This is a genomic window from Pseudomonas sp. JV414, from assembly GCF_032424305.1.
Classification (GTDB): domain Bacteria; phylum Pseudomonadota; class Gammaproteobacteria; order Pseudomonadales; family Pseudomonadaceae; genus Aquipseudomonas; species Aquipseudomonas lini.
The window spans coordinates 217,591-241,648 of the sequence record NZ_VYKC01000021.1; the positions used below are offsets into that span (position 1 = coordinate 217,591).

Annotated in this window: 23 protein-coding genes, 1 tRNA gene and 1 riboswitch; of the genes, 9 read left to right on the top strand and 15 right to left on the bottom strand. The window is 58.4% G+C overall.

What is annotated here, in order from left to right:
• Positions 1–11 precede the first annotated feature (11 nt).
• Positions 12–515, bottom strand: coding sequence for an inclusion body family protein (locus F6R97_RS23025; protein WP_007903283.1), 504 nt, complete (start codon positions 513–515; stop codon positions 12–14).
• Between the two features lie 441 nt (positions 516–956).
• Here F6R97_RS23025 and F6R97_RS23030 point away from each other — a divergent pair, with 441 nt between their 5' ends.
• A complete protein-coding gene (locus F6R97_RS23030; RefSeq protein WP_315867141.1) occupies positions 957–1,286 on the top strand; it encodes a hypothetical protein in 330 nt (109 codons plus the stop codon).
• Between the two features lie 66 nt (positions 1,287–1,352).
• Positions 1,353–2,123, top strand: a complete 771-nt coding sequence (gene tam / locus F6R97_RS23035; RefSeq protein WP_315867142.1) for a trans-aconitate 2-methyltransferase — start codon at positions 1,353–1,355, stop codon at positions 2,121–2,123.
• 297 nt (positions 2,124–2,420) lie between these two features.
• On the opposite strand, the gene F6R97_RS23040 is transcribed toward tam, so the two are convergent.
• Positions 2,421–2,756, bottom strand: coding sequence for a hypothetical protein (locus F6R97_RS23040; RefSeq protein WP_038979305.1), 336 nt, complete (start codon positions 2,754–2,756; stop codon positions 2,421–2,423).
• 397 nt (positions 2,757–3,153) lie between these two features.
• On the opposite strand from F6R97_RS23040, the gene F6R97_RS23045 reads away from it, so the two are divergent.
• The 5 genes from F6R97_RS23045 to F6R97_RS23065 are packed head-to-tail and all read left to right on the top strand — an operon-like array spanning position 3,154 to position 8,177.
• Complete coding sequence (locus tag F6R97_RS23045) at positions 3,154–4,620, top strand: cytochrome c oxidase subunit II (protein WP_315867143.1); 1,467 nt, start codon at positions 3,154–3,156, stop codon at positions 4,618–4,620.
• 47 nt (positions 4,621–4,667) lie between these two features.
• Entirely contained in the window at positions 4,668–6,443 is a 1,776-nt protein-coding gene (ctaD, locus tag F6R97_RS23050) for a cytochrome c oxidase subunit I (RefSeq protein WP_038980222.1), read from the top strand.
• Positions 6,440–7,126 carry a cytochrome c oxidase subunit 3 gene (locus F6R97_RS23055; RefSeq protein WP_038979307.1) on the top strand — a complete coding sequence of 229 codons (687 nt, stop codon included), beginning with the start codon at positions 6,440–6,442 and terminating at the stop codon, positions 7,124–7,126. The genes ctaD and F6R97_RS23055 overlap by 4 nt, the downstream gene beginning before the upstream one ends.
• A gap of 6 nt (positions 7,127–7,132) precedes the next feature.
• A complete protein-coding gene (locus tag F6R97_RS23060) occupies positions 7,133–7,846 on the top strand; it encodes a heme-copper oxidase subunit III family protein (RefSeq protein WP_038979308.1) in 714 nt (237 codons plus the stop codon).
• Positions 7,847–7,859: 13 nt separating this feature from the next.
• Positions 7,860–8,177 carry a cytochrome C oxidase subunit IV family protein gene (locus F6R97_RS23065; RefSeq protein WP_030132679.1) on the top strand — a complete coding sequence of 106 codons (318 nt, stop codon included), beginning with the start codon at positions 7,860–7,862 and terminating at the stop codon, positions 8,175–8,177.
• Positions 8,178–8,204: 27 nt separating this feature from the next.
• Here the strand turns inward: F6R97_RS23065 and F6R97_RS23070 are convergent, their stop codons facing one another.
• The 12 genes from F6R97_RS23070 to F6R97_RS23125 form a co-directional block, all read right to left on the bottom strand.
• The gene (locus F6R97_RS23070; protein WP_038979309.1) at positions 8,205–8,765 is read right to left on the bottom strand and encodes a hypothetical protein; all 561 of its coding nucleotides are present in this window, start codon (positions 8,763–8,765) and stop codon (positions 8,205–8,207) included.
• Positions 8,766–9,049: 284 nt separating this feature from the next.
• Positions 9,050–9,123 (bottom strand) — tRNA-Gly (locus F6R97_RS23075).
• 181 nt (positions 9,124–9,304) lie between these two features.
• Entirely contained in the window at positions 9,305–10,189 is an 885-nt protein-coding gene (locus F6R97_RS23080; RefSeq protein WP_038979310.1) for an alpha/beta fold hydrolase, read from the bottom strand.
• A gap of 315 nt (positions 10,190–10,504) precedes the next feature.
• Positions 10,505–11,197 (bottom strand): pseudouridine synthase, encoded by a 693-nt coding sequence (locus F6R97_RS23085; protein ID WP_048394026.1) that lies wholly within the window; start codon positions 11,195–11,197, stop codon positions 10,505–10,507.
• 35 nt (positions 11,198–11,232) lie between these two features.
• Positions 11,233–11,451, bottom strand: coding sequence for a cysteine-rich CWC family protein (locus tag F6R97_RS23090; RefSeq protein WP_048394027.1), 219 nt, complete (start codon positions 11,449–11,451; stop codon positions 11,233–11,235).
• Positions 11,452–11,542: 91 nt separating this feature from the next.
• Entirely contained in the window at positions 11,543–13,321 is a 1,779-nt protein-coding gene (gene atzF, locus F6R97_RS23095) for an allophanate hydrolase (protein ID WP_315867144.1), read from the bottom strand.
• A 15-nt stretch (positions 13,322–13,336) separates the two neighbouring features.
• Positions 13,337–16,978 carry an urea carboxylase gene (gene uca / locus F6R97_RS23100; protein ID WP_315867145.1) on the bottom strand — a complete coding sequence of 1,214 codons (3,642 nt, stop codon included), beginning with the start codon at positions 16,976–16,978 and terminating at the stop codon, positions 13,337–13,339.
• Positions 16,979–17,286: 308 nt separating this feature from the next.
• Positions 17,287–17,940 (bottom strand): urea amidolyase associated protein UAAP2, encoded by a 654-nt coding sequence (locus F6R97_RS23105; RefSeq protein WP_315867146.1) that lies wholly within the window; start codon positions 17,938–17,940, stop codon positions 17,287–17,289.
• A gap of 11 nt (positions 17,941–17,951) precedes the next feature.
• Positions 17,952–18,677, bottom strand: coding sequence for an urea amidolyase associated protein UAAP1 (locus F6R97_RS23110; protein ID WP_315867147.1), 726 nt, complete (start codon positions 18,675–18,677; stop codon positions 17,952–17,954).
• Between the two features lie 12 nt (positions 18,678–18,689).
• Positions 18,690–19,478 carry an ABC transporter ATP-binding protein gene (locus F6R97_RS23115; protein ID WP_048394035.1) on the bottom strand — a complete coding sequence of 263 codons (789 nt, stop codon included), beginning with the start codon at positions 19,476–19,478 and terminating at the stop codon, positions 18,690–18,692.
• Complete coding sequence (locus F6R97_RS23120) at positions 19,475–20,290, bottom strand: ABC transporter permease (RefSeq protein WP_038979318.1); 816 nt, start codon at positions 20,288–20,290, stop codon at positions 19,475–19,477. The genes F6R97_RS23115 and F6R97_RS23120 overlap by 4 nt, the downstream gene beginning before the upstream one ends.
• A gap of 17 nt (positions 20,291–20,307) precedes the next feature.
• The gene (locus F6R97_RS23125; RefSeq protein WP_038979319.1) at positions 20,308–21,375 is read right to left on the bottom strand and encodes a putative urea ABC transporter substrate-binding protein; all 1,068 of its coding nucleotides are present in this window, start codon (positions 21,373–21,375) and stop codon (positions 20,308–20,310) included.
• Positions 21,376–21,437: 62 nt separating this feature from the next.
• Positions 21,438–21,538: riboswitch (guanidine-I (ykkC/yxkD leader) on the bottom strand.
• A 283-nt stretch (positions 21,539–21,821) separates the two neighbouring features.
• Between F6R97_RS23125 and F6R97_RS23130 the strand changes: the two genes are divergently transcribed.
• The gene (locus tag F6R97_RS23130; RefSeq protein ID WP_048394036.1) at positions 21,822–22,061 is read left to right on the top strand and encodes a hypothetical protein; all 240 of its coding nucleotides are present in this window, start codon (positions 21,822–21,824) and stop codon (positions 22,059–22,061) included.
• A 212-nt stretch (positions 22,062–22,273) separates the two neighbouring features.
• Positions 22,274–22,777 carry a hypothetical protein gene (locus tag F6R97_RS23135; RefSeq protein ID WP_080772038.1) on the top strand — a complete coding sequence of 168 codons (504 nt, stop codon included), beginning with the start codon at positions 22,274–22,276 and terminating at the stop codon, positions 22,775–22,777.
• Positions 22,778–22,830: 53 nt separating this feature from the next.
• On the opposite strand, the gene F6R97_RS23140 is transcribed toward F6R97_RS23135, so the two are convergent.
• The gene (locus tag F6R97_RS23140) at positions 22,831–23,943 is read right to left on the bottom strand and encodes an enoyl-CoA hydratase/isomerase family protein (protein WP_038979320.1); all 1,113 of its coding nucleotides are present in this window, start codon (positions 23,941–23,943) and stop codon (positions 22,831–22,833) included.
• Positions 23,944–24,058: the final 115 nt, after the last annotated feature.

Here is a 24,058-nt window from a genome sequence, read left to right on the forward strand (position 1 = left end):
CCGGCCCAGCATCAGTTACGGATGGTAATGAACGGATCCCATGTGCAGCAGCCGATGATCTGGCAGTCGCGATTCACGATCAGAAACTGGAAGTGATAGGTCACGCTGCCGCAGGCAAGGGTTTCCGAAGACCAGTAATGGTTATCGACCTTCTGGCAGCTGGGCACCGACGGATTGCTGGTGTTAGGAACTGCAAAGGAGGCAGTAGCCTTGCGTGGCGTGGGCGTAGAGATCAACTCGTTGCCTGCGTTACCGACGAACTTGTAGAAAATCACTGCTTGCTCGAAGCCCAGCGACAGGCTGGCTTCACGCCAGCGAATCAGATCGCCTACCTGGGCTTTCAGGTTGAGCTCGCCGCCGGCCTGGCCACTTACCACGTTGTTCTGATTGGTCACCATGTACACATGATTGACGTCGATCATCGTCGGCGCAGCAGGGTTTTTGCTGATGTTCGGGTAGTTTTTCAGAATGGTTTCGGTGTCGATCGAAACAAGTACATCCGTGACTCGAGACATAGTAAAGCTCCTTTGAACATAGTGATTACCTGGCTACCTACCAGGTACGACAACGCTTGTTGCCTTGCGGCCGTTGCGAACACACTACTGGGGAACCCACTCGATTCACGGGGTACGAGCTGGCCTTGCTCCTTGCCTTGAGATAACGGGTTGGGTTCCTTCCAACAGGCCGCGATAGGACTATAGATGCCATTTTTATACTGTCAAAATCGCTTTGCCCTTCGGTCGACGAACGGTCCTTTTGGTTATGACTTTCAATGATTTTGCGATAAGAAAAGGCTCATTCAGATCCCCTGTGTTTTTCAATCGTCAAGTGATCCGGGTTCAGGCAATAGACAGACAAGGCCTGTTAAAAGAGTAATGAACCAGGCAGGAGCATGGTTGGAAAAGGGGGCTGTTTGCTGGTTCACTCGATTTGGCTTTCAAGCCTGAGGAGGCGGCATGTTGTTACGTTACATGGTGTTGCTGGCGGTGGCGGTGGCCGCTGCGGGTTGTGTGCAGGAACGGGTTGTTCATGACCGGCGTCCGGTGCAGCGTGAATATGTTGAAATCATCGCACCGCAGCCGCCACCGGAACGCGTTGTTGAGGTAGAGCCTGCGGGGCGACCGGGTTATCTCTGGTCCAGGGGGTACTGGCGTTGGGAAGGTGGGCGTTATGTCGCGGTTCATGGCCATTGGGTCCCGGAACGGCCGGGGTATCGTTATGTGCATCCGCACTGGGAGCAACGTAACGATGGCTGGCATTGGCGGGTGGGGGCGTGGGTTAACTGACGCGGTCAATGTATCGTAGCGAACCGGTTGTCTGCCTCTGGCTACAACCACCGACAGGAGAGCGATATGAGTTGGTCCGCCAAACAATACGTAGCTTTTGAAGATGAGCGAACGCGCCCGGCGCGTGACTTGCTGGCCGCCATCCCCGCAATGGACGTCCAATCGGCAATCGACATCGGTTGCGGTCCGGGTAATTCCACCGAGTTGCTGGTGCAGCGCTTTCCCAATGCCACGGTGCGAGGGGTGGACAGTTCACCCGATATGATCGAGGCCGCTCGCAAGCGCTTGCCTCACTTGCGTTTCGACACTGCTGACATCGATAGCTGGAACGACAGCGGCCCGTTCGACGTGATTTTCGCCAACGCGGTATTGCAGTGGCTGCCCGATCACGCCCGGTTGCTGCCGTCATTGGTGACCAGGCTTGCGCCTGGCGGTAGCCTGGCGATTCAGATGCCCGACAACCTCAACGAACCGTCGCACAGGTTGATGCGCGAAGTCGCGGCGAACGGCTCTTGGGCTGACAAACTGGCGGGGGTCGCTGGGCTGCGAACGGAAATGAAGGATGCGGGTGGTTACTACTCGATGCTGCGTGCCCATTGCACCCGGGTCGATGTATGGCGCACCACTTACCACCATCCACTCGCGGACGGCGCATCGGGTGTGGTCGAGTGGTTCAAGGGCAGCGGTTTACGGCCTTTCCTTGAGCCGCTGAATGAAGCGGAGCGGGTGCAGTATCTCAAGCAGTATCTGACGGCGATCGAGCAGGCCTATCCGGCGCTGAGCGATGGTTCGGTGCTGTTGCCGTTTCCGCGTTTGTTCATGGTGGCGACGCGCTGATGTACAAAGGGACATGTTTGTCCCTTAGAAATTTGAGCGACGAAAATCCTGTGGGAGCGTGGCTTGCCCGCGAAGAATGCACCGCGGTTTTTCAGGTACTACGCGTCATCGTTCTTCGCGGGCAAGCCACGCTCCCACAGGTTCTGCGTCTTAACTTACCGGCATTAGGCCGCTTCGGACCGGTTTTTTGGTTTCTGCATCCCCGTCAAACCATCATGACGCGAGACTGAATTGAGTGGAGCGGGCAAAGGGATCGAACCTGAAGAAAAGCCAATGCCGAGAATCATGCTTTAGCTTCTAAATCAGCTGATCAATCAAAACCGCGTTGGTATAGATCAAGCTTCCATCGCTCGCCCGATGCCCGACCAAATGGAACTGACCGCGCCCGTGCTGCAAGTAGACGCGCATTTGGCAGTCGGACAAGGGGTCGTAACCCTCTGGCAGGATCAAATCCATTGAGCTCATGTCGACATCAATCATGGCTTCAGGCTCATGGGTCTTCTGTAGGCGTTCTTCGGCTTGCTCCAGACGCAGATGGAGGGGGCCATCGACATCAAAGCTGATCTCACCCATCGGGGTGGACTTTGGGGCGCCGCTGGGTTTGCACCAGCCTTCGATCGTCAGGTTACTCATGACGAAACCTCCGTCGTGGACTGCTGGACTCTGTAGCTCTTGTCTCTTCTCAAGCCATCCGCTTCTGGCCAGTTCTGCCATCCCGTCATCAGAATTGAGTATAGCTGGCAACCCGGCCTTGATAACCCGCGTCAATTCGCTACGCCCATTCAGTCCCGAGAGACGTAATGCTGATATCCATAGTTATATGTAGCGAATAGCTTTAAGCGATTAACTTAATGTTCGAATTGGAATATCCGGACGCCAGGTTTTTTCACAAAACGCGCTGGATCTGTCCATGCACTATACTTCTTGCTGACTTTACCGCCGGAATGGATGGTACTTGTCTGCCCTGCTTGGACGTCAGTGGCGATGCTGTTGCATAACCAGTGAACAACAGGAATAGGATGAACAGAAAATGGCAATAGCAATTATCTTGATACTAATCGTTATTGCATCAGTGTTGTTCCATATACTAGCGCCTTGGCATGCGGCACCGCCAGCCTCCAACTGGGGGTCAATAGACACTACCCTGTTCATCACCCTGATCATTAGCGGAATATTTTTTATCGCTATCACGGTATTTATGGCGATAGCCGTCATGCGTTATCGTCACAAGGAGGGGGCCAGGGCGCACTATCAGCCAGAAAGTAAAAAACTGGAAACATGGTTGATTATCGTGACCTCGATAGGGATTGCCGCGATGTTGGCGCCAGGCCTGGTGGTTTACAATGACTTCATCCGGGTGCCGAAAAATGCTTATGAACTTGAAGTAGTCGCCCAGCAGTGGCAGTGGGCCTTTCGTTTTGCCGGTCGGGACGGGAAGCTGGGCAAGTCGGATATCAAGTTTGTTAATTTCACCAATCCTCTCGGCCTTGATCCCAAAGATCCTCTTGGGCAGGACGATGTACTTATAAAAAACAATGAAGTTCGCCTTCCGCTCGATCAGCCAGTGAAAGTTTTACTGCGTTCTAAAGATGTACTGCACAATTTCTATATCCCGCAAATTCGCAGCAAGATGGACATGGTGCCGGGGATGGTGTCGTATTTTTGGTTTACGCCGACTAAAACCGGGAAATATGAAATCCTTTGTGCTGAATATTGTGGTGTAGGTCATTACAACATGCGCGGCCATATGTTTGTGGAAGAGCAGGGCGCCTTCGATCAATGGCTGAACAGCCAACCGACTTTTGCGCAGACATTAACGACAGCTGCCAAACCCAGTCAGGACAGCGTGCTGGAAAAAGGTCGCTTGTTGGTCGAACAGTACGGCTGCGGTGCCTGCCATAGCCAGGATGGCAGTACCCGTCTCGGCCCGGGATGGAAGGGGCTGTACGGCCGCACTGAACAGTTTGCCGATGGCACCAGTGCGCTGGTCGATGAGGCCTACCTGAAAGAGTCGATCCTCGATCCGAAGGCCCGACTGGTACAGGGCTACCCGCCAGTCATGGTGGCCTATACTCTCACTGAAGATGAACTGGGTGCTGTCGTCGCCCTGATCAAATCACTGGGTGTCGCGCAGCAAGAATCTTCTGCCAGCGAAAAACTGGACAGAGGTGACGACTTGGCGACGCAGGGGCAGCGGTTGGCCGAGTCGCTCGGCTGTCTGGTCTGCCACAGCGTCGATGGCAGCAAGGGTGTCGGCCCCAGCTGGCAGGGCCTGTATGGCGAGACCGTAACCCTTGCCGAAGGTACGAGTATCAAGGCCGACGAGGGCTATATAAAGGATTCGATTCTTAATCCCGGCGCCAAAATCGTCAAAGGCTACGCAGCCGTCATGCCGGCCTTTACCCCGAGTGATCAGGAGTTGAGCGCACTGATCGCCTTTATCAAATCCAAAGCGAATGCCGACGCTGATGCGAGCAAGGCGGAGCCAGGGAAGTAGTAAAGCAGCCAGGAATGCACCGAAACTTCGAACCGGAGGATGACGTGATGGCCTATGCGGAGCAAGCCGAAACAGAAGCACTACACGAACCTAAAAGCTTCCTGACCAAATATATCTGGAGTCAGGACCACAAGGTCATAGCCATTCAATATTCCTTGACGGCTATATTCGTGGGCGTTATCGCCGTGGTGTTGTCTGGCTTGATGCGCATACAGCTTGGCTTCCCTGGCACTTTGGAGTTCATGGACGCCAGTGCTTACTATCAGGCGATGACCATGCACGGCATGATCATGGTCATTTACTTGCTGACGGCGTTGTTTCTGGGTGGCTTCGGTAACTATCTGATCCCGCTGATGGTGGGCGCCCGCGACATGGTCTTCCCCTATGTCAACATGCTGAGTTACTGGTTCTACCTGCTAGCGGTAGTGGTGTTGCTCTCCAGTTTCTTTGTCCCCGGCGGCCCCACCGGTTCGGGCTGGACGCTCTATCCGCCACAGTCCATTTCTCAGGGAACACCGGGGGTCGAGTGGGGCATCGTCCTGATGCTCGTCTCACTGGCGATTTTTATTGTTGCAGCCACCATGGGCGGGTTGAACTACGTCACCACGGTGTTGCAGGCGCGCACGCACGGCATGACATTGTTTCGCATGCCGCTCTCCGTATGGGGCATCTTCATGGCCTCGATCATGGCCTTGCTGGCCTTCCCGGCGTTGTTCGTCAGTGCGGTCATGATGCTGTTTGACAAGCTGTTGGGCACCAGCTTCTTTATGCCGGCGATGATCTCGCTGGGGCAGCAAATCGATCACCAGGGTGGCAGCCCAATATTATTCCAGCACCTGTTCTGGTTCTTCGGCCACCCGGAGGTCTACATCGTGGCTCTGCCTGCGTTTGGTCTGGTCTCCGACTTGATCAGCACGCATGCGCGTAAAAATATCTTCGGCTACCGAATGATGGTGTGGGCCATTATTGCGATTGGCGTACTCAGCTTTGTGGTCTGGGCACACCATATGTATGTCAGCGGAATGAACCCGTACTTTGGCTTTTTCTTCGCCGTCACCACCTTGATCATCGCAGTGCCGACCGCACTGAAAGTCTACAACTGGGTGCTGACCCTGTGGCGGGGCGACATCCATCTGACCGTGCCGATGCTGTTTGCCCTGGCCTTTATCGTCACCTTCCTGGTCGGTGGTTTGACCGGATTGTTTCTGGGCAATGTGATCGTCGATATTCCGCTCTCGGACACCTATTTCGTCGTCGCCCATTTTCATATGGTCATGGGAGTCGCACCGGTATTGGTGGTGTTCGGCGGCATTTATCATTGGTACCCGAAAGTCACCGGGCGCCTGTTGAACGACACCCTGGGCAAGCTGCATTTCTGGATTACCTTTCTGGGCACCTACGCCATCTTCTTCCCCATGCACTACCTGGGTTTCCAGGGCATGCCACGCCGTTACTACGCCTATGAAAACTACGCGTTCATCCCGCAGTCGGCGCAAGAGTTGAATGCCTTCATTACGGTGATCGCATTGATCGTCGGCGTTTCCCAACTGCTGTTCCTGTTCAATCTGGCCTGGAGTGCATTCAAGGGCAAGCCCGCAGGCAGTAATCCGTGGGGTGCGGCCAGTCTGGAATGGCAAACGCCGAACACCCCGCCGATACACGGAAACTGGGGAGCGAAGCTGCCGGTCGTGCACCGCTGGGCCTATGACTACAGTGTGCCGGGGATAGAGCAGGATTTCGTTCCGCAAACGGTCTCCGCCGAGGAGCTGGAGCAGATGCGGCAACTGAGTGCCGGAACCAAGATAGCGGACGTTAAAACATGAAAAGGCTGCTATTGAGAAACGCCGACGGCGCTGACCCCGGCGGCAGTTGGAGTCGCGATCCTGGGGATACCACCGAGGGTGCCGATAGAGGCCAAATCGCAAGAGTGGGCCTGCGCTTGTTTCTGGTGGTGGTGAGCTCGTTATTCTTTCTCTTCCTGTTCGCTTTTATTGCCCGTTCACAAATGGCCGACTGGCTCCCCCTGACAGACCCCTTGGCGCCGTTAGCCAATCTCTGGCAGCTATGGCTGAATTCGGCTTTTCTGGTATTCAGCTGCATCGCACTGCAATGGTCGCGCATGGCCGCCCGACAGGCTCGACTGGACGCAACGGTCATCGGTTTTGCATTGGGGGGCGTATTTGCCATTGCCTTTCTGGTGGGGCAATTCTGGGTCTGGCAGCAGTTTGTCGCCTGGGGCTACTTTGTCGCCAGCAATCCGGCCAACAGTTTCTTCTACCTGTTGACCGGCCTGCATGGGCTCCACCTGCTGGGCGGGCTGATAGCCTGGGGCATAATCGTCGCTAAATTCCTGCGTCGCGTGCCGTTGCCGCAACTCAGTGTCAGCGTAGAGCTCTGTACCATTTATTGGCATTACTTACTGGGTCTTTGGTTCGTGCTATTCGCTTTGCTGGCCAGCACGCCGCAAACCTATGAAGCCATCGCCAGATTCTGCGGCCTGAGGTGAAAAGCCATGGCATCGCACCCACTTGCCCCAGGCGAATCCAGTTCATCCAATCCACCAGACTCACCGCCTGCTCCGGGATGGCAGGGCATCGCCAGCGACTGGGCCTCGGATAGAGAGGTCTTCAAGCAGGTCCCTTGGGGCAAGGCGATGATGTGGATATTCCTGCTCAGCGATACGTTTATATTCACCTGTTTTTTAGTCGGCTACATGTCGGTACGCATGACCATCACCACTGCCTGGCCGAACCCCAGTGAAGTGTTCGCATTGACGATTGCCGGTAAGGAAATCCCACTTATTCTGATCGCCATCATGACCTTTGTGCTGATCAGTAGCAGCGGCACCATGGCCATGGCCGTTAATTTCGCCTATCGCCGTGATCGCGCGAAAACCGCTGCCCTGATGTTGGCGACCGCTGCCTTGGGCGTGGCCTTCGTCGGCATGCAGGCATTTGAATGGAGCAAGCTGATCGCAGAAGGGGTGCGTCCCTGGGGAAACCCCATGGGAGCGGCGCAATTTGGTGCGAGTTTTTTCATGATTACCGGTTTCCACGGACTGCATGTGTCAATCGGCGCCCTCTACCTCAGCATTGTGGCGCTGAAAGTAATGCGGGGAGATTATGAGCGCTCCGGAAACTATCAGAACGTCGAGATAGCCGGGCTCTACTGGCACTTCGTGGATTTGGTGTGGGTGTTTATTTTTGCTTTCTTCTATTTATGGTAGAGGAGTACGGGTGATGGCACATGCTCAGGGTCAGCAACATCCAATCAGTTTGTACCTTAAGATTTGGGGGCTGTTATTCGTCCTCAGCACGCTGTCGTACCTTGTCGACTATTTCCACTTCCATGGCTACCTTCGGTGGTCCCTGATTATCACTTTCATGTTGTTGAAGGCAGGTTTAATTGTCTCCATCTTCATGCACATGGCCTGGGAACGGTTGACCATGGTCTACGCCATATTGTTGCCACCTTTGTGTTTACTGGTGCTCGTCGGACTGATGGCCACCGAGGCAGACTATGTTTTCCTCAGCCGGGTCATTTCCTTCGGCCAATAAGCAGCTTCCGGTGGCCATGAGTCAGGGCTAACCCGATATCACTCGCTTGAACTGATGCCATTTATGCTGCCAGGCCACTGTCCAGTGGGGGGCTGCCGTTCCCGTGCCGGCGACCGTCAGTGTTGGATGATGTTCGATGACCCGGTCCAATATCGGTTCCTGATTCGGTTCAACATCCACGAAGAAGATATGTTTTCCCTCTTCTACCATCTGTTTAAAATTGCGGAAGTGAGCATTCGGCACCTGGATACCAAAAAAGCCGCCTTCCCAGATGCAGAAGCCAAATATAATGATGGCAAGGAAGATAAAAGGCATCCAGCCTGCGGCGGACTCAGTCCAGCCCAGCCAATAGGCGCCGCCAAGGACCAGCGCCGCGAGTGGCAGACCGACCACAGCACCAATCTCGCCAGAGTGAACAACATCCTGTTTCATTAACGAGTTAACCTCGTGGAGGTGATGTTCTTCAACATCAGCCACTTGTTCACTGAGCACATGAATTTGTTCGGTGTTGATGCCGTTGGCTTCCAGTTCATTTTCAACGGCCTCGAGATCGTCGAGATTGTCACTGATGTAATAGTGCCGATTCATGCCTCACCTCCCATCTCGTGTTGGCTGTAGACCTCCTCTGTCCTGCAGCCGCTAACTGAGATTTGCAGTCGGTATCTGTACCCGTGGGGAACGTTGTACGCTTCATGCAATTCGTAGGAAGTATAGCATTCGCTAGTATGCGGGGCGGGCAACGTCAAGATCTGAGAGGTGGCAGGGTTTGGCGCAAGCCCCCTAAACCCCAGACACAAAAAAACCGGCCATCGAGGCCGGTTTTTTTATTCCTGCATCCCCCGCCAAAAACTGACGTGAGATAAAAATTCGATTGGAGCGGGTGAAGGGAATCGAACCCTCGTTATCAGCTTGGGAAGCTGGAGTAATGCCATTATACGACACCCGCTCAGAGCGGCTGACTTTGTACCAGATGTGCGCGTGAAAATGAAGTTTTTCTTTGCGCGTGATGGCTTTAGCACGGGTGAAACGAAAGCATCGACCGCGTAGCGGTCATTCGCGGGCAAGCCTCGCTCCTACAGGAATGCGTTTAACGCTGCAGGGCGGGGCTTGCTCGCGATGACTCTGTTTCAGATTGCCAATGCATGGTGGTCCTGGACGTACTGGTAGCGCGGTCGGCTTTCGTGTTGCGCCGGTTTCAGGAAGCCCAGCAGTGCGTTGCGGCTGTCTCGGCAGGCGGCTTTGTGCTCCATGTCGAGAAAGTGGCCGGTGGCCTGAAGGGTGCTGAAGGTGCTGTGCTGCACGTGGCCGGCGAACAGCTTGGCATCGGCAGCGGCGGTGTACTCGTCCCATTCGCCGTTCATGAACAGCACCGGCACGTTGATTTTCTTCGCCGCGTTCAGGTAGCACTGACGGTCGCTGTTAAGCACGTCGCTGATGTGAAAATGCATCTGCCCGTATTCATGTTCGGCCAACGAACTGACATGACGATAGTTGAAGCGCTTGAACAGCGAAGGCAGGTGTTTGCCGATGGTGCTGTTCACCAAGTCACCGACCCGGTTACCGTCCCGGCTGCCGAGATAATCGACACCGCGCTCAAGGTAGTCGAGCATGTGCGCGTTGACCACCGGCGAGAACGAGCTGATCACGGCCTTTTCGATGCGCCGTGGCCGCTGGGCGAGGGCGACGAGCGTGGCGGCGCCTCCAAAGGAAAACGACAGCACGTGCTCGGCGGCGAAGTGGTCGATCAGCTCCAGAAGAATCTGCCCTTCGATTTCCTTGGTGAGCATTTTCTCATGCAGGTTGTGGGCTTTTGACTTGCCCGCATAGGGCTGGTCGTAGCACACCACATTGAACTCTGGGTAAAGGTTTTTCACGGTCTGTGCAAACGACGCAGTCGTGGACATCGAGCCGTTGACCAGAATGATGGTCTTCTCTGCGGCGTCTGCGCGATAGAACTCCGTGTAGACCCGATACTGACCCTGTATATCCAGCACAGCGATTTCTGGCCTCATGACATAAGACTCCTGGCAAGCGGGTATGCGCGCAAATCAGATTGCACGAGCTTTGTGACAGGTAGGCATACGCCTGGAATTTTGAAGGCCCATGTCGATCCATTGCAGGCCGGTCGACGGGTATTGTTATAAGCGGGCAGTTTGCCGGGGGAAGGCGGAACCTGAGGGTTCTCTGCCGGCAAAAAGTTTCTTAGAGTAGTTTTGGTGACTCGTCGGTCACGTTTCGCGCCGACGTCCTGATTCAAGCAGGGGTCACGTCATCGCGCAAGTATCTTTCGAAAAATTTTCACCGGCTTCTGCTGAGCGGTCGCCTGCTTAGATCATTCGGATCTCATCGCTGCTCAGCGGCCGGTATTCGCCGGGCTTCAACGTGTCGTCGAGCACCAGCGGACCCATGCGTTCACGGTGCAGGCGCACCACCTTGTTGTCGAAGTGGCCGAACATCCGTTTAACCTGATGATAGCGGCCCTCGACGATGCTCAAGCGCGCAGACTTTGGCCCGAGTACGACCAGTTCAGCAGGTTGTGTGGTGAGGTCTTCGAAGGCGAAGTACAGCCCTTTGGCGAAGGTGATCGCGTATTCGGCAGTGATGTCCTGCTCGGTCTCGACGTAGTAGACCTTGGGCAGTTTGGTCTGAGGTTGGGTCAGGCGTCGCGACCAGCTGCCATCGTTAGTGATGAGCATCAGGCCGGTGGTGTTGAAGTCCAGGCGACCGGCGATGTGCAAATCATCCTTGTCCGGTTCATCGATCAGGTCGAGCACCGTCGGGTGTTGCGGGTCGCGGGTGGCACTGACGCAGCCGGGTGGTTTGTACAGCATGAAGTAGCGGGCTGGTTTGCCGACTTGCAGAACTTCGTCGTCGACCTCTACGCGGCTGAACTCGAGTACCTCGGCGTGAGGGTCGCTGACGACTTCTCCGTCGACCCTGACGCGTTTTTCCACCAGCAACAGGCGTACCTGCTTACGGTTGAAGCGGGGCAGGTTGCTGAGGAAACGGTCAACGCGCATGGGCTAGGGATCGGTGGGAAAAGGGGGGGCGCATCTTACGTGATCGGCTCAGCGGCTGCTTGCAACTGCACCTCGACCTGGGCGCAGGCCGGGCACAGGCAGGACTTGTCGCGCAGCTCGGCGGGCAACGCCTGGAGCACCGCCGGATCGATGCTGACGCCGTAGCACCAGCAGGCACGATCGACGGTTCGCGGGTCAGCCAGGCTGCAGTCGTTGGAGGCGCCGCAAGCCGGGCAGAGGTCAGGTTTTTTCATGAGGGGCATTCGATTACGGCCGGTTTGCTTGGCCCGAGACCGCGCATGATCGGCCGGCAAGCACTCCTGCGCAAGCCGGTGATCCCGGAAATCAACGCCGATCTTGCAGATACGCTCGCCACCCGCCCAACTGACTGATATCCACCGCCCCCTCCAGCCCATAGGGCTCACAGATAAACCCGCTCTCCCAGCGCCCATCCGCCAATTGCACCTTGCCCAACCCCAGCGGCGCCGGAATGGCGGTCAGGAACGAACCCAACTCACTGCTTGGCAACTCCCACACTTCCACCGCAATCGCCGCGCCACCTTCTTTCACTCGGACCATGCCTGGGCGATAGGGGGGGCCACCGGCCAGGGCATACAGCTGATAGTCGGGGGAGCTGTGAGTGGCTTCGAGCAAACGGGCTCCACGCTGCTTGAGTTGCCAGTTCAGCGCCAGCCCATCCAGGTGCGCGCCGCAGACCACCAGCCGTGCGCGATCATTGCGCGCAATGTTCGTCGGCGCAGGCGCGGCCAACCCTTGCTGGCGTTGCAGGGCATCCGCCACGCTCAACAGATACTGATCGGTAAACGCCCGGCCGAACAACGTCACGCCCCATGGCAAACCATTGCCCATGAATCCGCTGGGCACGGCGACGGCGGCGTAATCGAGCAGGTTCATGAAGTTGGTGTAGTAGCCCAGTTCCGAGTTGCGCAGCACCGGTTCGGCCGCAAGCTCCGCCTGTGTCACCGGGCGGCCGATGGTTGGCGTGACCACGCAATCAAGGCCTTCCAGGGCTTTGTCGCACAGCGCTTTCAAGGCCTGCAGACGGTATTGGGCGCGGAAGGTTTGCACGCCGGTCACCGCTGGGGCCTTGGCCAATACGGCGCGAATCACCGGCAGCACGGCTTGAGGATGTTGCTCCATCAACTCGCCGGCCACGCTGTAACGCTCCGCCACCCACGGCCCTTCGTAGAGCAACCGCGCCGCTTCGAGAAACGGCGACAAATCCAGTTCGACCGCTTCCCCGCCCATGGCTTTGAGCTGGTCGATGGCGTCGCCGAACAGCAACGGGCCTTCAGGGCAGCCGAAGAACGCCAGATCCTGCGCACGGGGCACGCCGAAACGGAATGGGCGTGGTGTGCCGAAGGCCGAGCCGTCATTCCACAGCGGATTACTGCGGCTGTATTCGTCCCGTGGATCGAGATGAGCGGTGAGCGCGAGCAACTGACTGGCTTCCCGGGCCGTGGACGTGAAGGTCGTGACGCAATCGAGCGTGCGACAGGCAGGAACCACACCGGCAGTGGAGAACAGCCCTTTGCTGGCTTTCAAACCGACCAGATTGTTCAATGCCGCCGGCACGCGACCGGAGCCTGCCGTGTCCGTGCCCAGGGAAAAACTCGCCACGCCCAGCGCCACCGCCAGTGAAGACCCGGCGCTGGAACCTCCCGACGGATACTCCGGCAACACGCTGTTCGGGCAAGCACCATACGGCGAGCGGCTGCCATTGAGGCCAGTGGCGAACTGGTCGAGATTGGTCTTGCCCAACGGAATCGCACCCAGCGCCAGCAGTCGCTCGACGATGGTTGCCGAGCGTTCCGGCACATAAGCAAACGCCGGACACGCCGCCGTGGTGGGAATGCCCGCCAGGTCGATGTTGTCCTTGATCGCGAACGGCACGCCGTACAGCGGCAGGCTGCCTGGGTCACGATCGTCGAGTGCGGCGAGGTACGGTTCCAGTTCCAGGGCGCTGAGCAAATGGATGAACAGGTGATAGTCGGGGTTCAGTGCCGCGGCTTTTTCACGCAGGCTCAGCAGCAGTTGCCGAGGCGTAGTGCTGCCGTCACGGTAAGCGTTGCGCAGGGCATCGAGTTGCAGGTTGATGTTCATGGCGTTAATCCTTTTTTAATGGCTTGAGTCGAGTTCCAGCACCACCACACGTTGCCCGGCGCGCACCGCCGAACCCGGTTGCACGCGAATCTCGCGCACCACGCCCGCCATGGGTGCGAGCAGCGGGATTTCCATCTTCATCGACTCCAGAATCACCAACACATCCCCCGCCGCAACCCGGCTGCCAGCCTGCACCTGAACCTGCCAGAGATTGCCGGCGATGTGGCTGTCGATGCTCTGCTGACCGTCGGCTAACGGTGCCTCTTCGGTCACTTCCGGGGCCAGCTCTTCGCTGTCGAAATGCGCCTGGCCGCTGGCGATCCAGCGTTCGCGCTCGGCGTTGAACGCGCTTTTTTGCTGATCCCGAAATGCCGCGATGCCCTGGGCTTCTTTCGCCAAGAACGCCTGGTAATCCGCCAGATTCAGCTGACTGTGTTCGATGTTCAGATCAAAGCGCCCAAGCGGGAAATCCCGACGAATGCGCAGCAGTTCATCGGCGCTCACCGGGTAGAACCGGATCTGGTCGAAGAAGCGCAGCAGCCACGGCTTGCCGTCGAACGCGGCGACTTCGCGGTAGCGATTCCACATCTGCAGCGTGCGACCGACGAACTGATAACCACCGGGGCCCTCCATGCCGTACACGCACATGTAGGCGCCGCCGATGCCTACCGAGTTTTCCGCGGTCCAGGTGCGGGCCGGGTTGTACTTGGTGGTCACCAGGCGATGCCGAGGATCGAGCGGGGTGGCGACCGGTGCGCCGAGGTAGACGTCGCCCAGGCCCATCACCAGATAGCTGGCGTCGAACACTGTGCGCTGCACTTCGTCGAGGTTCGGCAGGTCGTTGATGCGGCGGATGAACTCCAGATTGCTCGGGCACCAGGGCGCGTCTTTACGCACGGTGGTCATGTATTTCTCGATCGCCAACTGGCAGGCCGGGTCATCCCAGGACAGTGGCAGATGGACGATGCGCGAGGGCACTTGCAGGTCCTTGGCGGCGCACACGGAGTCCCATTCACCGGTGACAATGCCCAGCAGATCGGCCAGCGGCAGTTGCTCCGGTTGGTAGTGCACTTGCAGCGAGCGGATGCCCGGCGTCAGGTCGATCACACCGTGCAGGTGTTTGCTTTCCAATGCCTGCATCAACGCGTGAGCGCGAAAGCGCAGGATCAGGTCCAGTTCGGGGGCACCGATTTCCAACAACAAATGAGTGTCGCCCGACATTCTTGCAACTAGCCGCGTATCCCCCTGACCAATATCCAACACCACAGGCGACGCAATCCCCTGTGGGAGCGGGCTTGCTCGCGAAGGGGCCAGATCAGGCACCGCATCAACTTCTTCGTGAGCAAGCCCACTCCCACAGGAATCCCATTTCAAGGCGAGATTGCGCGCGGTCTTGAGATCGACCGGGACGAACTGAACCTTGTCCCCAGCCTTGAGCTGCCCCAACTGCCAAAGGTCCGCCTCGATCACCGTCACCGGGCAGACAAAGCCACCGAGGCTCGGGCCATCGGGACCGAGGATTACTGGCATGTCACCAGTGAAGTCCACCGCGCCAATCGCGTACGGATTGTCATGAATATTCGACGGATGCAATCCCGCTTCACCACCGTCGGCCCGCACCCATTCAGGCTTCGGCCCGATCAACCGCACACCGGTGCGGCTTGAGTTGAAGTGCACTTCCCACTGTGTAGCGAAGAAGGTGCCAATGTAGTTTTCGGTGAAATATTCCGGGGCGCCGTGAGGGCCGTAGATCACCCGAATCTGCCGCACGGCGGGCAACTCGGTAACGTGCTGGATCGCCAGGTTTTGCCCGGCGCTGTGGTCGCTCAAGGCCGGAACATGCAATACGTCCCCAGCGCGCAATGCACGACCAGCGTGGCCACCAAACTGGCCGAGGGTGAAGGTACTTTTGCTACCCAGATAATCCGGCACTTGCACGCCGCCGCGCAGGCACAGATAGCTGCGCGCACCTGCACCGCCAATGGTGCCGAGATTCAAAGTGGCACCGACGGGAATCAACAGCGCGGTATTCATCGGCACCGCTTCACCGTTCAGCATCAACGGAATCACTGCACCCGTAACGGCCACAACCGCCTCACAATTGAAACGCAGCAGCGGCCCGCTCATGGTGATTTCCAGCGCTGCTGCACCTTCATCGTTACCCAGCAAGCGATTGCCCAGACGCAGCGCCCGGCTGTCCATCGGTCCCGACGGCGGCACGCCCACCGCCCAGTAACCGAGGCGTCCCGGATAGTCCTGAACGCTGGTCTGCGTGCCGGCGCTGAGCACTTCAAAGGTGTTGGCTTGATAGATCAGGGCTTCCAGGCAACGGGTCCACGGCTGGCCGCTGGCAAAGGGCGTATCGAGCAGAATCTGCCGCAAGTAATCGCGGTTGGTTTCCACCCCGTACAGCAGGCTGTCACCCAGAGCCTGATGCAGATCGACGCGCGCTGCTTCGCGAGTCGGTGCCCAGCTGATGACCTTGGCGATCATCGGATCGAAGTACGGCGGGATCTCGCAACCGGCCTCGACCCAAGTGTCGATGCGCAGGTGTTTGCCATCGGTAACCGGGAAATTGACGGCAGTGAGCAGACCGGGACTCGGCTGGAAATCCCGACCCGGATTTTCGGCATAGAGTCGTGCCTGAATCGCATGACCGTTGGCTTTCAATCCCTGGCTCAACTCGCGCAGCGGCGGCAAATCACCGGCCGCCAATTCCACCATCCAGCGCACCAGATCGACGCCCCACACTTGTTCGGTGACGCCGTGTTCCACCTGCAAACGGGTATTCACTTCAAGAAAATAGAAACGCTGGGCATCGCTGTCGAAGACGAATTCCACAGTGCCCGCGCTGCGGTAATTCACCGCTTTGGCCAGTTTGATTGCCGCTGCACAGAGTTCCTCGGCCATGCCCACGGGCAGGTTCGGCGCCGGGGTTTCTTCGAGGACTTTCTGGTTGCGTCGCTGCACCGAACAGTCGCGCACGCCGAGGGCAAGCACCTCGCCCTGGCCATCACCGAACACCTGCACTTCCAGATGCCGGGCGCGCTGGATGTACTTCTCGATGAACACGCCGGCGTCGCTGAAATTGTTCTGCCCAAGGCGTTTGACGGCTTCGAAGGATTCGCTCAATTCGCCGGCGCTGCGACACACGCGCATACCGATGCCGCCACCGCCGGCGGTGCTTTTGAGCATCACCGGGTAGCCGACCTGTTCGCCTGCGATCAACGCTGCGTCGAGGTTATCGAGCAGCTCGGTGCCTTCGAGCATTGGCACGCCGTGTTGCCTGGCCAGCGCACGGGCGGTGTGCTTGAGGCCGAACACCCGCAGTTGCTCCGGTGTGGGGCCGATGAAGGCGATGTCGGCCGTTTCGCAGGCTTGGGCGAATGCAGCGTTTTCCGAAAGAAAGCCGTAGCCGGGATGGATCGCGGTGGTGCCGGTGGCTTTTGCGATGGCGAGGATTTTATCCACGGCCAGATAAGTGCCTGCGGCAGCGCCTTCGCCGAGGCTGTGGGACTCAAAGGCTTGCAGGATGTGCAGGCTGGCGGCATCGGCTTCGGAGTAAACGGCAACGCCCTTGACCTGCAATTCACCCAAGGTACGCAAGATGCGACAGGCAATGGCGCCGCGGTTGGCAATAAGGACTTTTTCGAACATGGCATAACCCCCGGAGGCGATAACGCATCAGCCTCGACCTGGGATGCGGGCCGTCCCGCAGTTTTTCGATAGGCGCCGAGGTCGTCCTCGGCGGCAGAATCAGTTCACTTAAAAAGCACCGCTGACCCCCTGTGGGAGCGGGCTTGCTCGCGAAAGCGGAGTGTCAGTCGACATCAATGCTGGATGTGACGGCCCCTTCGCGAGCAAGCCCGCTCCCACATTTGGGTTGTAGTGTTTTTACTTTTTTAGGCACTGGCCGGAGCGGGACTGGCAGAGGGCAAACAACCACCGCCGCAAGCGCGAAATTTTCAGTTCCATACCAGCAGCTCCGCAGGCGTCGGGTTGTAGGCGTTGCAGGGGTTGTTCAGTTGCGGGCAGTTGGAGATCAGCACGATCACGTCCATCTCGGCCCGCAGGTCGACGTATTTGCCCGGCGCCGAAATCCCGTCTTCGAAGGTCAGGCCACCGTCGGCCGTCACCGGCACGTTCATGAAGAAGTTGATGTTCGGCCCGATGTCTCCCTTGCCCAGCCGACCGTCGTGGGCGCAGGCGCGCAGGTAGTTGTCGCGGCAGCTGTGCATGTAGCGTTTCTCCAGCGCATAACGCACGGTGTTGCTCTCTTGGGCGCAGGCACCGCCGAGGGTGTCGTGACGCCCGCAAGTGTCGGCGACGATGGTCAGCATCGGTTTGCCGAGGTTGGAATAGAGCACGCTGCCGGTGCTCAGATAGACGCTGTTCTGCCGACGTAACGTGCGTTGTACGTCGTAGCGCTCCTTCGGGTTGGCAACGCTGTAGAACAAGGTGTCGACGGCCTGATTGCCTTCCAGGTCGAGGATGCGCAAGGTCTGGCCGGCCTTGACCTCCATCAGCCAGGGTTCGCCGGCGGGGATGGCGGCGCGGTACACCGCGGTTTCTGGCTGCCTGTTTGTAGTAACGGCAGCGGTGGTGATAGCGAGTGACATGGCAGCGATCCTCAGGCGAACAGACGGTCGGTGTTGATGAAGCCGCGCTCGTTTTCCGGGCGCGAGGTGCGGCAGTGTTCGGCGACACTCGCATCGGCGTTCATCCAGCTGAGCTTCAGCGGTTTGGGTGCGTACTCAGGCGCCGGGTCCATCGGGTGCTGCAGCGTAGTCAGCACCACCAGGGTGTCCATCGGCGCGTACAACTCGATGTAGTCACCGGCCTTGGAATGGCCTTCGACGAAGTGGAAACGCCCGGCCTCATCGACGTTCACGCGACTGAACAGGTTGAGGGTCATCAACAGATCGGACAGGCCCAAACCCCACTTGCCCAGTTCCACCAACAGGTTGTCGGTGCCGTTGCGGAAGAAGCCGTTACGCAGTTCCTGATAGCGGCCCGCGCCGTACTTTTGCGCGACCTCTTCAGCGCACAGCACGCCGCCGAGACTGTCGCTCCAGCCGCACGTATCGGCAGTGATTGCCGCCAATACGCGGCCCATGTCCGAGTACAGGCAATGGCCAGTGGTGAGCTTGGCGGTGTGTTGGCATTTGAGGCTGTCGGGCAGGTTCAGGCGTTCGGTTTTTTCATGCGCATTGAGCAGCGTCAGGCTGACGTTGGCACCGCCGCGCAGGTCGGTCAGGCGCAGTAACTGGCCGCGTTTCAGAACGAAGGAACGATGGCCGCCGCCAGGGAGCATTTCTTCGGCGAAGGGCGGGAACAGTTGGGTCGAATCAGTCATGTGTAAATTCCTCTAAGCGATGCGAAGCGAACCTGCCAGCTGAGCAGGCAGGGCGTCGACGGCGGCGCGATTGGCACGGCGGTCGCTGTTCAAAGGGATGTCGTAGGTGATGCGTGCGCCATAGGCGCCGGGGGCGTGCGGGTCGAGGCGGACTTTGTCGAACACCAGTAAACGGGTGCCGAGGCTGAAACCTTCGGACAGGTCATGGGTGACCATGAACACCGTTAGCTGCGTCTCGCGCCACAGCTCCAGCAGCAACCCGTGCATGTCTTTGCGGATGCCCGGATCGAGGGCTCCGAACGGTTCGTCGAGCAGCAACACGCGCGGCTTCATGATCAGCGCCTGGGCAATCGCCAGTCGTTGCTGCATGCCGCCGGAGAGCTGCGCCGGGTACTTGTCCAGCGAGTGGCCGAGGCCGACTTTGTGCAGCAGCACTGAGGCTTGTTCGCGTGCGTCTTTTTTAGCGCTGCCGAACAAGCGCCCAAGTAGCGGTGAACGCGGCAGTTCGAGGCCGAGGGCGACGTTGTCCAGCACGCTTAAATGCGGGAACACCGAGTAGCGCTGGAATACCACGCCACGGCTGGCATCCGGTTCGCTCTCCAGGGCCTGGCCGTCGAGCAGAATCTCGCCGCGACTGGCGCGTTCCTGGCCCAGCAGTAGCCGCAGGAAAGTCGATTTACCGCAACCTGAAGCACCGACGAGTGTGCAGAACTCACCTTCGTTGACGTTCAGGTTCAGCCCTTCGAGCACCACCTGATCGGCGTATTGCTGCCAGACATTCTTCACTGTGATAAAGCTCATGCGCGGGCCCCCTCATACCAAGGGAACGCCCGTTGGGTCAGGCGTTTCAGACCCCAATCCATCAGCCAGGCAAGCAGGGTGATCCAGACTACATAAGGCAGGATCACGTCCATCGCCAGGTAGCGGCGCACCAGAAAAATCCGGTAACCGAGGCCGTCGGTAGAGGCGATGGCTTCGGCGGCGATCAGGAACAACCACGCCGAACCCAGCATCAGTCGCAGCGATATCAACAGGCGCGGCAATAATTGCGGCAGCACCACCCGCAGCATCAAGGTCCAGGTCGAAGCGCCAAGCGTCTGCGCCTTGATCAGCAACTCGACGGGAATTTCCCGGGCGCGCTGTTCCAGATCGCGGGCCAGGCACGGGGTGATACCGATCACGATCAGCATCACTTTCGACAATTCCCCCAGCCCGAACACGATGAACAGAATCGGCAGGATCGCCAGCGGCGGCACCATCGACAGCACGGTGAGTACCGGCGACAACGGTGCGCCGAACAGCGGCAGGGTCCCGGCGGCGATGCCCAGGCACAGCCCGGCCAATGCACTGATGCCGAGGCCGATGGCCAGCCGTCGCAGGCTGGCGGCGCTGTCTTGCCAAAGTAAATAGTCGCCGGTGCGGGTGTCGGCAGTGAACGCCAGGCGTTTCACTGCGTCGGTCATCTGCACGGCACTGGGCAGCAGTTTGTCGTTGGGGTTGTCCATCAGCCGATCGGCCGAGCCCATGAAGTAGGCGAACAACACCAGGGCGAACGGCAGGATCACCAACAGCAGGCGACTCGGGCGATCCGGGTGGCGATTGATCAGGCGCATGGCCTAGTCCTCCGTTATTACAACGTGGAGTCGGCAGCCATCTGCACGTAGCTCGGATCGAAGCGCAGCTTGAGGTTGGTCTTGTCGCCGCTGGTCACGCCATTGGCGAAGGCCATGCCGATGGCGCTGGTGTCCTTGGCGCCTTCACCCAGCAAGCCGTGCTGAAAGGAGAACTCGGCGACCTTGCGCATGGTTTCCGGCAATTGCTTGCTGGTGGAAAACGCCAAGGCTTCCTGGGGGGTGGCGAACAGTTTGGTGGTGTCGAGTTGTGCCTGGAAACCCGCCAGGTCGGTGCCCGAAGCTTTGGCCATGTGTTCGAGGGCGGCTTTGCTGGCGGCGTTTTTCGCGTTCATCAATTCCACCACTTCAAACCAGGCGCCGGTCAGGGCTTTGCCCAGGGCCGGGTTGTCTTTGAGGGTGGCGCTGTTGACCACCATCATGTCCATGATTTCGCCGGGAACCTGGCTGGAGTTGAAGACTTCGGTCACGCCGGGTTTGGCCTTGATGTCCGAGAGCATCGGGTTCCAGGTGGTGACGGCGTTGACCTGATCGGTGTTGAAGGCGGCCGAAATGTCGGCGTCGGAGGTGTTGACCACTTTCAGGTCTTTCTCGGTGAGGTCCACCGAATCGAGTGCCCGGGCCAATAGATAGTGGGACACCGAGAGCTCCACCAGATTGACGTCCATGCCCTTGAGGTCGGCGACTTTCTTGCCTTCGCCTTTGAGCACGATGCCGTCGTTGCCATTGGAGAAGTCGCTGACGATCAGCGCTGTACTGTCGACGCCACCGGCAGCCGGAATGGTCAGCGCATCCATGTTGGTCATGGTGCAGCCGTCAAACTGGCCGGCGGTGTATTGGTTGATGGATTCGACGTAATCGTTGAGCTGCACCACATCGATCTTGATGCCGTACTTCTTCGCCCATTTGTCGACGATGCCTTGGCTGCCGGCATATTCCCAGGGCATCCAGCCGGCATAAATAGTCCAGCAGACGCTGAAATGGTCTTTCTGTGCGGCTTGGGACGAGACGCTCACGAGGGCTGCAAAAGCAGCGGCGAGCAGGGCGGGTAAACGAAGTCGGGACATGGGATGGTTCTCCAGTTGATCAAGGGCGGACAGGAAGGCAGCGGCACCGCGAACGGTGGCTTGTCTCCCGGGCTTTTGTCCCGCCGTGTAACCTCAACTGGAGGTCGCCAACTCTCGGACCAGCCACTCGCCTAAGCGAGCCGGAACCCTAGTCAGCCATTGCAAATTGTGGTGCCGCGAACCTGTGATGACTCCTGCACGCCTTTGGTTAAGCGAGAGCCGTGCCAAGTCGGCTTGAGCCCTCTAGCTTGGGCATCGAGGAAAAGGGGAGGGATAAACAAGCGGCATGCCCTGCCTTGTCATGGTGCGTTGGCGTATGTCTATGCACCGTAGATGGACGCAGTGGCCGCTGATCTGAAGGCCGACGCTGTCTGGCACTCGGTACCGGTTTGAAAGTCAAAACAGGTGTCAGTCGACTGCTGTTGCAGGTCTTCCAGGAGGCCTTCATGCTCTGTCAAAAAATGCTCCGTCGCATACTGTTCAGTGTGTTTATCGGTTTGGGCCTGTCCGGCTGTTATTACTACGCAGGCTCTGGCGATTTCTATCCGACACCTTATTACTACCCCGGTTATTACTACTCACCTTACTACTATGGCGGCCCGCGGTTTTACGGGGGTTATCGTTACTATTATTTCAGTGGTCCCCGTCATCATCATCGCGGTGGACACCCTCGCGGGCACCGCTGATCAGCTCATGAATACAACGGCGCGTCCGGCTTACGGATGCGCCGTTTTCTTATGAGCTGGATGAAAAACCTTTCATCGGCTACTTGTTTCAACGTGTTGCAGGGACGCACCAGATTCCGATTTCACTGTCTGATATTTCGACAGTCGCCGAACCATTGACTGTCGCCTGCCAGCGTCGCTGGTGTGGCTCACCCGCGGTCCAGGAGGCCGCCATGCTCTGTCAAAAAAAGCTCCGCCAAATTCTGCTGATTGTTTTATCGGGATTGTCTCTTGGTGCGTGCGTGCCCTATTCCGATGGAGGATCGAGCTACTACCGTTCCGATGTCTACACGTCCCCAGCGCCGTATTACTCCGGTGGCGGGTCTTATTACTCCGACGGCCGTTACTACTCGGCCCCGCGCCGGTATTACTCACCGCCTGCACGGTATTACCAGCCAACGCCGCGTTATTACCACCAGCCGCGGGTTTATCAATCGGCACCGCGCTATTACCAGCCGGCGCCACGAGCAGACTACCGGGGCTATCAGAATCGTGGATGGGATCGTCATGACCGTCGTGATCGTGGCGGCTGGGATGGCCGTCACCGGGGCGGCTGGGACGGCCGGAACCGAGGCGGCCGGGACAATGACTATCGAGGCCACAATAGGTCGGATAATCGGGGCGGTCGGGGCGATCACCGTGATGGCGATCGGGATGGCCGACGCAACCACCGGTAAACCACTCAATAAAAAATCGGCGCATGAAGCGCCGCTTTTTTTGTGCCTGATTTTTAGTATTCCGAGAGATCAGCCAGAGGATGCCGGCCTTCCCAGACCTTATGGAAATGCGCCTCCACCGTCGCCTCCGGCACAGTGTTGATGTCCGGCCAGTGCCAACGAGGTTTCTGGTCCTTGTCGATCAACCGCGCTCGCACGCCTTCGCTGAACTCTGGATGACGGCAGCAGTTGAGGCTGATGGTGTATTCCATCTGAAAGACTTGAGCCAACGATAGATGCCGGGCGCGAACGATCTGTTCCCACACCAGATGAGCGGTCAGGGGCGAGCCTTCAGTCATGGTCTTGGCGGCACGAGCGAGCAGCGGGTCGGAATCATCACGCAGTGCACTGATGGCCTTCCAGGCGCATCGAACGTCGCTGACATCCAACAGTTCGTCGATCTGCTCGCGTCGAGGCAGCCACTGCGCTTCGGGCATCTGCGCAATCGCTTCCTGCTGCAAGGCCTTGAGCAGGCTGTTGAGCTGCATGGCTGTCTGTTCCTGCCAGTTCAATTGCAGCAAACCTTCGAGCAGCTCATGCTGTTGATCATCGCGCAGGAAGCGGTCGGCGAGGTCCAGATCGATCGCATCACGACCGTTCATCTGGGCGCCGGTCAGGCCGAGAAACAATCCGAGCTTGCCGGGCAACCGCGACAGAAACCAACTGGCGCCGACATCCGGGTACAAGCCGATGCCGATCTCCGGCATCGCCAACCGGCTGCTCGGCGTGACAATCCGAATGCTCGCCCCTTGCAGCAGCCCCATGCCGCCGCCCAGCACGTAACCATGCCCCCAGCAGATCAGCGGTTTGGGGTAGGTGTGCAGGTTGAAGTCGAGGCGATATTCTGCCGCAAAGAAGTGTGCAGCCAAGGGCGGCACTTCGCCGGGATGGTCGCGACACGCCTCCACCAGGCTGCGTACTTCGCCGCCGGCGCAAAAAGCCTTGGCGCCATTGCCGCGCAGCAGCACGCAAACGATCTGTGGCTCCTTGGCCCAGGCGTCCAGTTGATCGCGCAGGGCGTTGATCATCGGCAAGGAGAGGGCGTTGAGGGATTTTTCGGCATCCAGGCTGGCGATGCCGATGCGTGCGCCGTCGGTGCCGGTGAGTTCTTCGAAGTGCAGATTCATCGTGACCTCGATCGGGAATTTGAGCGTTCAGTATGATCGCTCTATAGGAAAGTGCCGGATCTGCGTCAGATCAATTGACAAGCGTGATGGGCTTTCCTAGGGTTCGCCCCATTGT

What these genes read in the sequence shown, in the direction of transcription:
- F6R97_RS23025 (WP_007903283.1), bottom strand. Translation starts at nt 515, where the DNA reads ATGTCTCGAGTCACGGATGTACTTGTTTCGATCGACACCGAAACCATT.
- F6R97_RS23030 (WP_315867141.1), top strand. Translation starts at nt 957, where the DNA reads ATGTTGTTACGTTACATGGTGTTGCTGGCGGTGGCGGTGGCCGCTGCG.
- tam (WP_315867142.1), top strand. Translation starts at nt 1,353, where the DNA reads ATGAGTTGGTCCGCCAAACAATACGTAGCTTTTGAAGATGAGCGAACG.
- F6R97_RS23040 (WP_038979305.1), bottom strand. Translation starts at nt 2,756, where the DNA reads ATGAGTAACCTGACGATCGAAGGCTGGTGCAAACCCAGCGGCGCCCCA.
- F6R97_RS23045 (WP_315867143.1), top strand. Translation starts at nt 3,154, where the DNA reads ATGGCAATAGCAATTATCTTGATACTAATCGTTATTGCATCAGTGTTG.
- ctaD (WP_038980222.1), top strand. Translation starts at nt 4,668, where the DNA reads ATGGCCTATGCGGAGCAAGCCGAAACAGAAGCACTACACGAACCTAAA.
- F6R97_RS23055 (WP_038979307.1), top strand. Translation starts at nt 6,440, where the DNA reads ATGAAAAGGCTGCTATTGAGAAACGCCGACGGCGCTGACCCCGGCGGC.
- F6R97_RS23060 (WP_038979308.1), top strand. Translation starts at nt 7,133, where the DNA reads ATGGCATCGCACCCACTTGCCCCAGGCGAATCCAGTTCATCCAATCCA.
- F6R97_RS23065 (WP_030132679.1), top strand. Translation starts at nt 7,860, where the DNA reads ATGGCACATGCTCAGGGTCAGCAACATCCAATCAGTTTGTACCTTAAG.
- F6R97_RS23070 (WP_038979309.1), bottom strand. Translation starts at nt 8,765, where the DNA reads ATGAATCGGCACTATTACATCAGTGACAATCTCGACGATCTCGAGGCC.
- F6R97_RS23080 (WP_038979310.1), bottom strand. Translation starts at nt 10,189, where the DNA reads ATGAGGCCAGAAATCGCTGTGCTGGATATACAGGGTCAGTATCGGGTC.
- F6R97_RS23085 (WP_048394026.1), bottom strand. Translation starts at nt 11,197, where the DNA reads ATGCGCGTTGACCGTTTCCTCAGCAACCTGCCCCGCTTCAACCGTAAG.
- F6R97_RS23090 (WP_048394027.1), bottom strand. Translation starts at nt 11,451, where the DNA reads ATGAAAAAACCTGACCTCTGCCCGGCTTGCGGCGCCTCCAACGACTGC.
- atzF (WP_315867144.1), bottom strand. Translation starts at nt 13,321, where the DNA reads ATGAACATCAACCTGCAACTCGATGCCCTGCGCAACGCTTACCGTGAC.
- uca (WP_315867145.1), bottom strand. Translation starts at nt 16,978, where the DNA reads ATGTTCGAAAAAGTCCTTATTGCCAACCGCGGCGCCATTGCCTGTCGC.
- F6R97_RS23105 (WP_315867146.1), bottom strand. Translation starts at nt 17,940, where the DNA reads ATGTCACTCGCTATCACCACCGCTGCCGTTACTACAAACAGGCAGCCA.
- F6R97_RS23110 (WP_315867147.1), bottom strand. Translation starts at nt 18,677, where the DNA reads ATGACTGATTCGACCCAACTGTTCCCGCCCTTCGCCGAAGAAATGCTC.
- F6R97_RS23115 (WP_048394035.1), bottom strand. Translation starts at nt 19,478, where the DNA reads ATGAGCTTTATCACAGTGAAGAATGTCTGGCAGCAATACGCCGATCAG.
- F6R97_RS23120 (WP_038979318.1), bottom strand. Translation starts at nt 20,290, where the DNA reads ATGCGCCTGATCAATCGCCACCCGGATCGCCCGAGTCGCCTGCTGTTG.
- F6R97_RS23125 (WP_038979319.1), bottom strand. Translation starts at nt 21,375, where the DNA reads ATGTCCCGACTTCGTTTACCCGCCCTGCTCGCCGCTGCTTTTGCAGCC.
- F6R97_RS23130 (WP_048394036.1), top strand. Translation starts at nt 21,822, where the DNA reads ATGCTCTGTCAAAAAATGCTCCGTCGCATACTGTTCAGTGTGTTTATC.
- F6R97_RS23135 (WP_080772038.1), top strand. Translation starts at nt 22,274, where the DNA reads ATGCTCTGTCAAAAAAAGCTCCGCCAAATTCTGCTGATTGTTTTATCG.
- F6R97_RS23140 (WP_038979320.1), bottom strand. Translation starts at nt 23,943, where the DNA reads ATGAATCTGCACTTCGAAGAACTCACCGGCACCGACGGCGCACGCATC.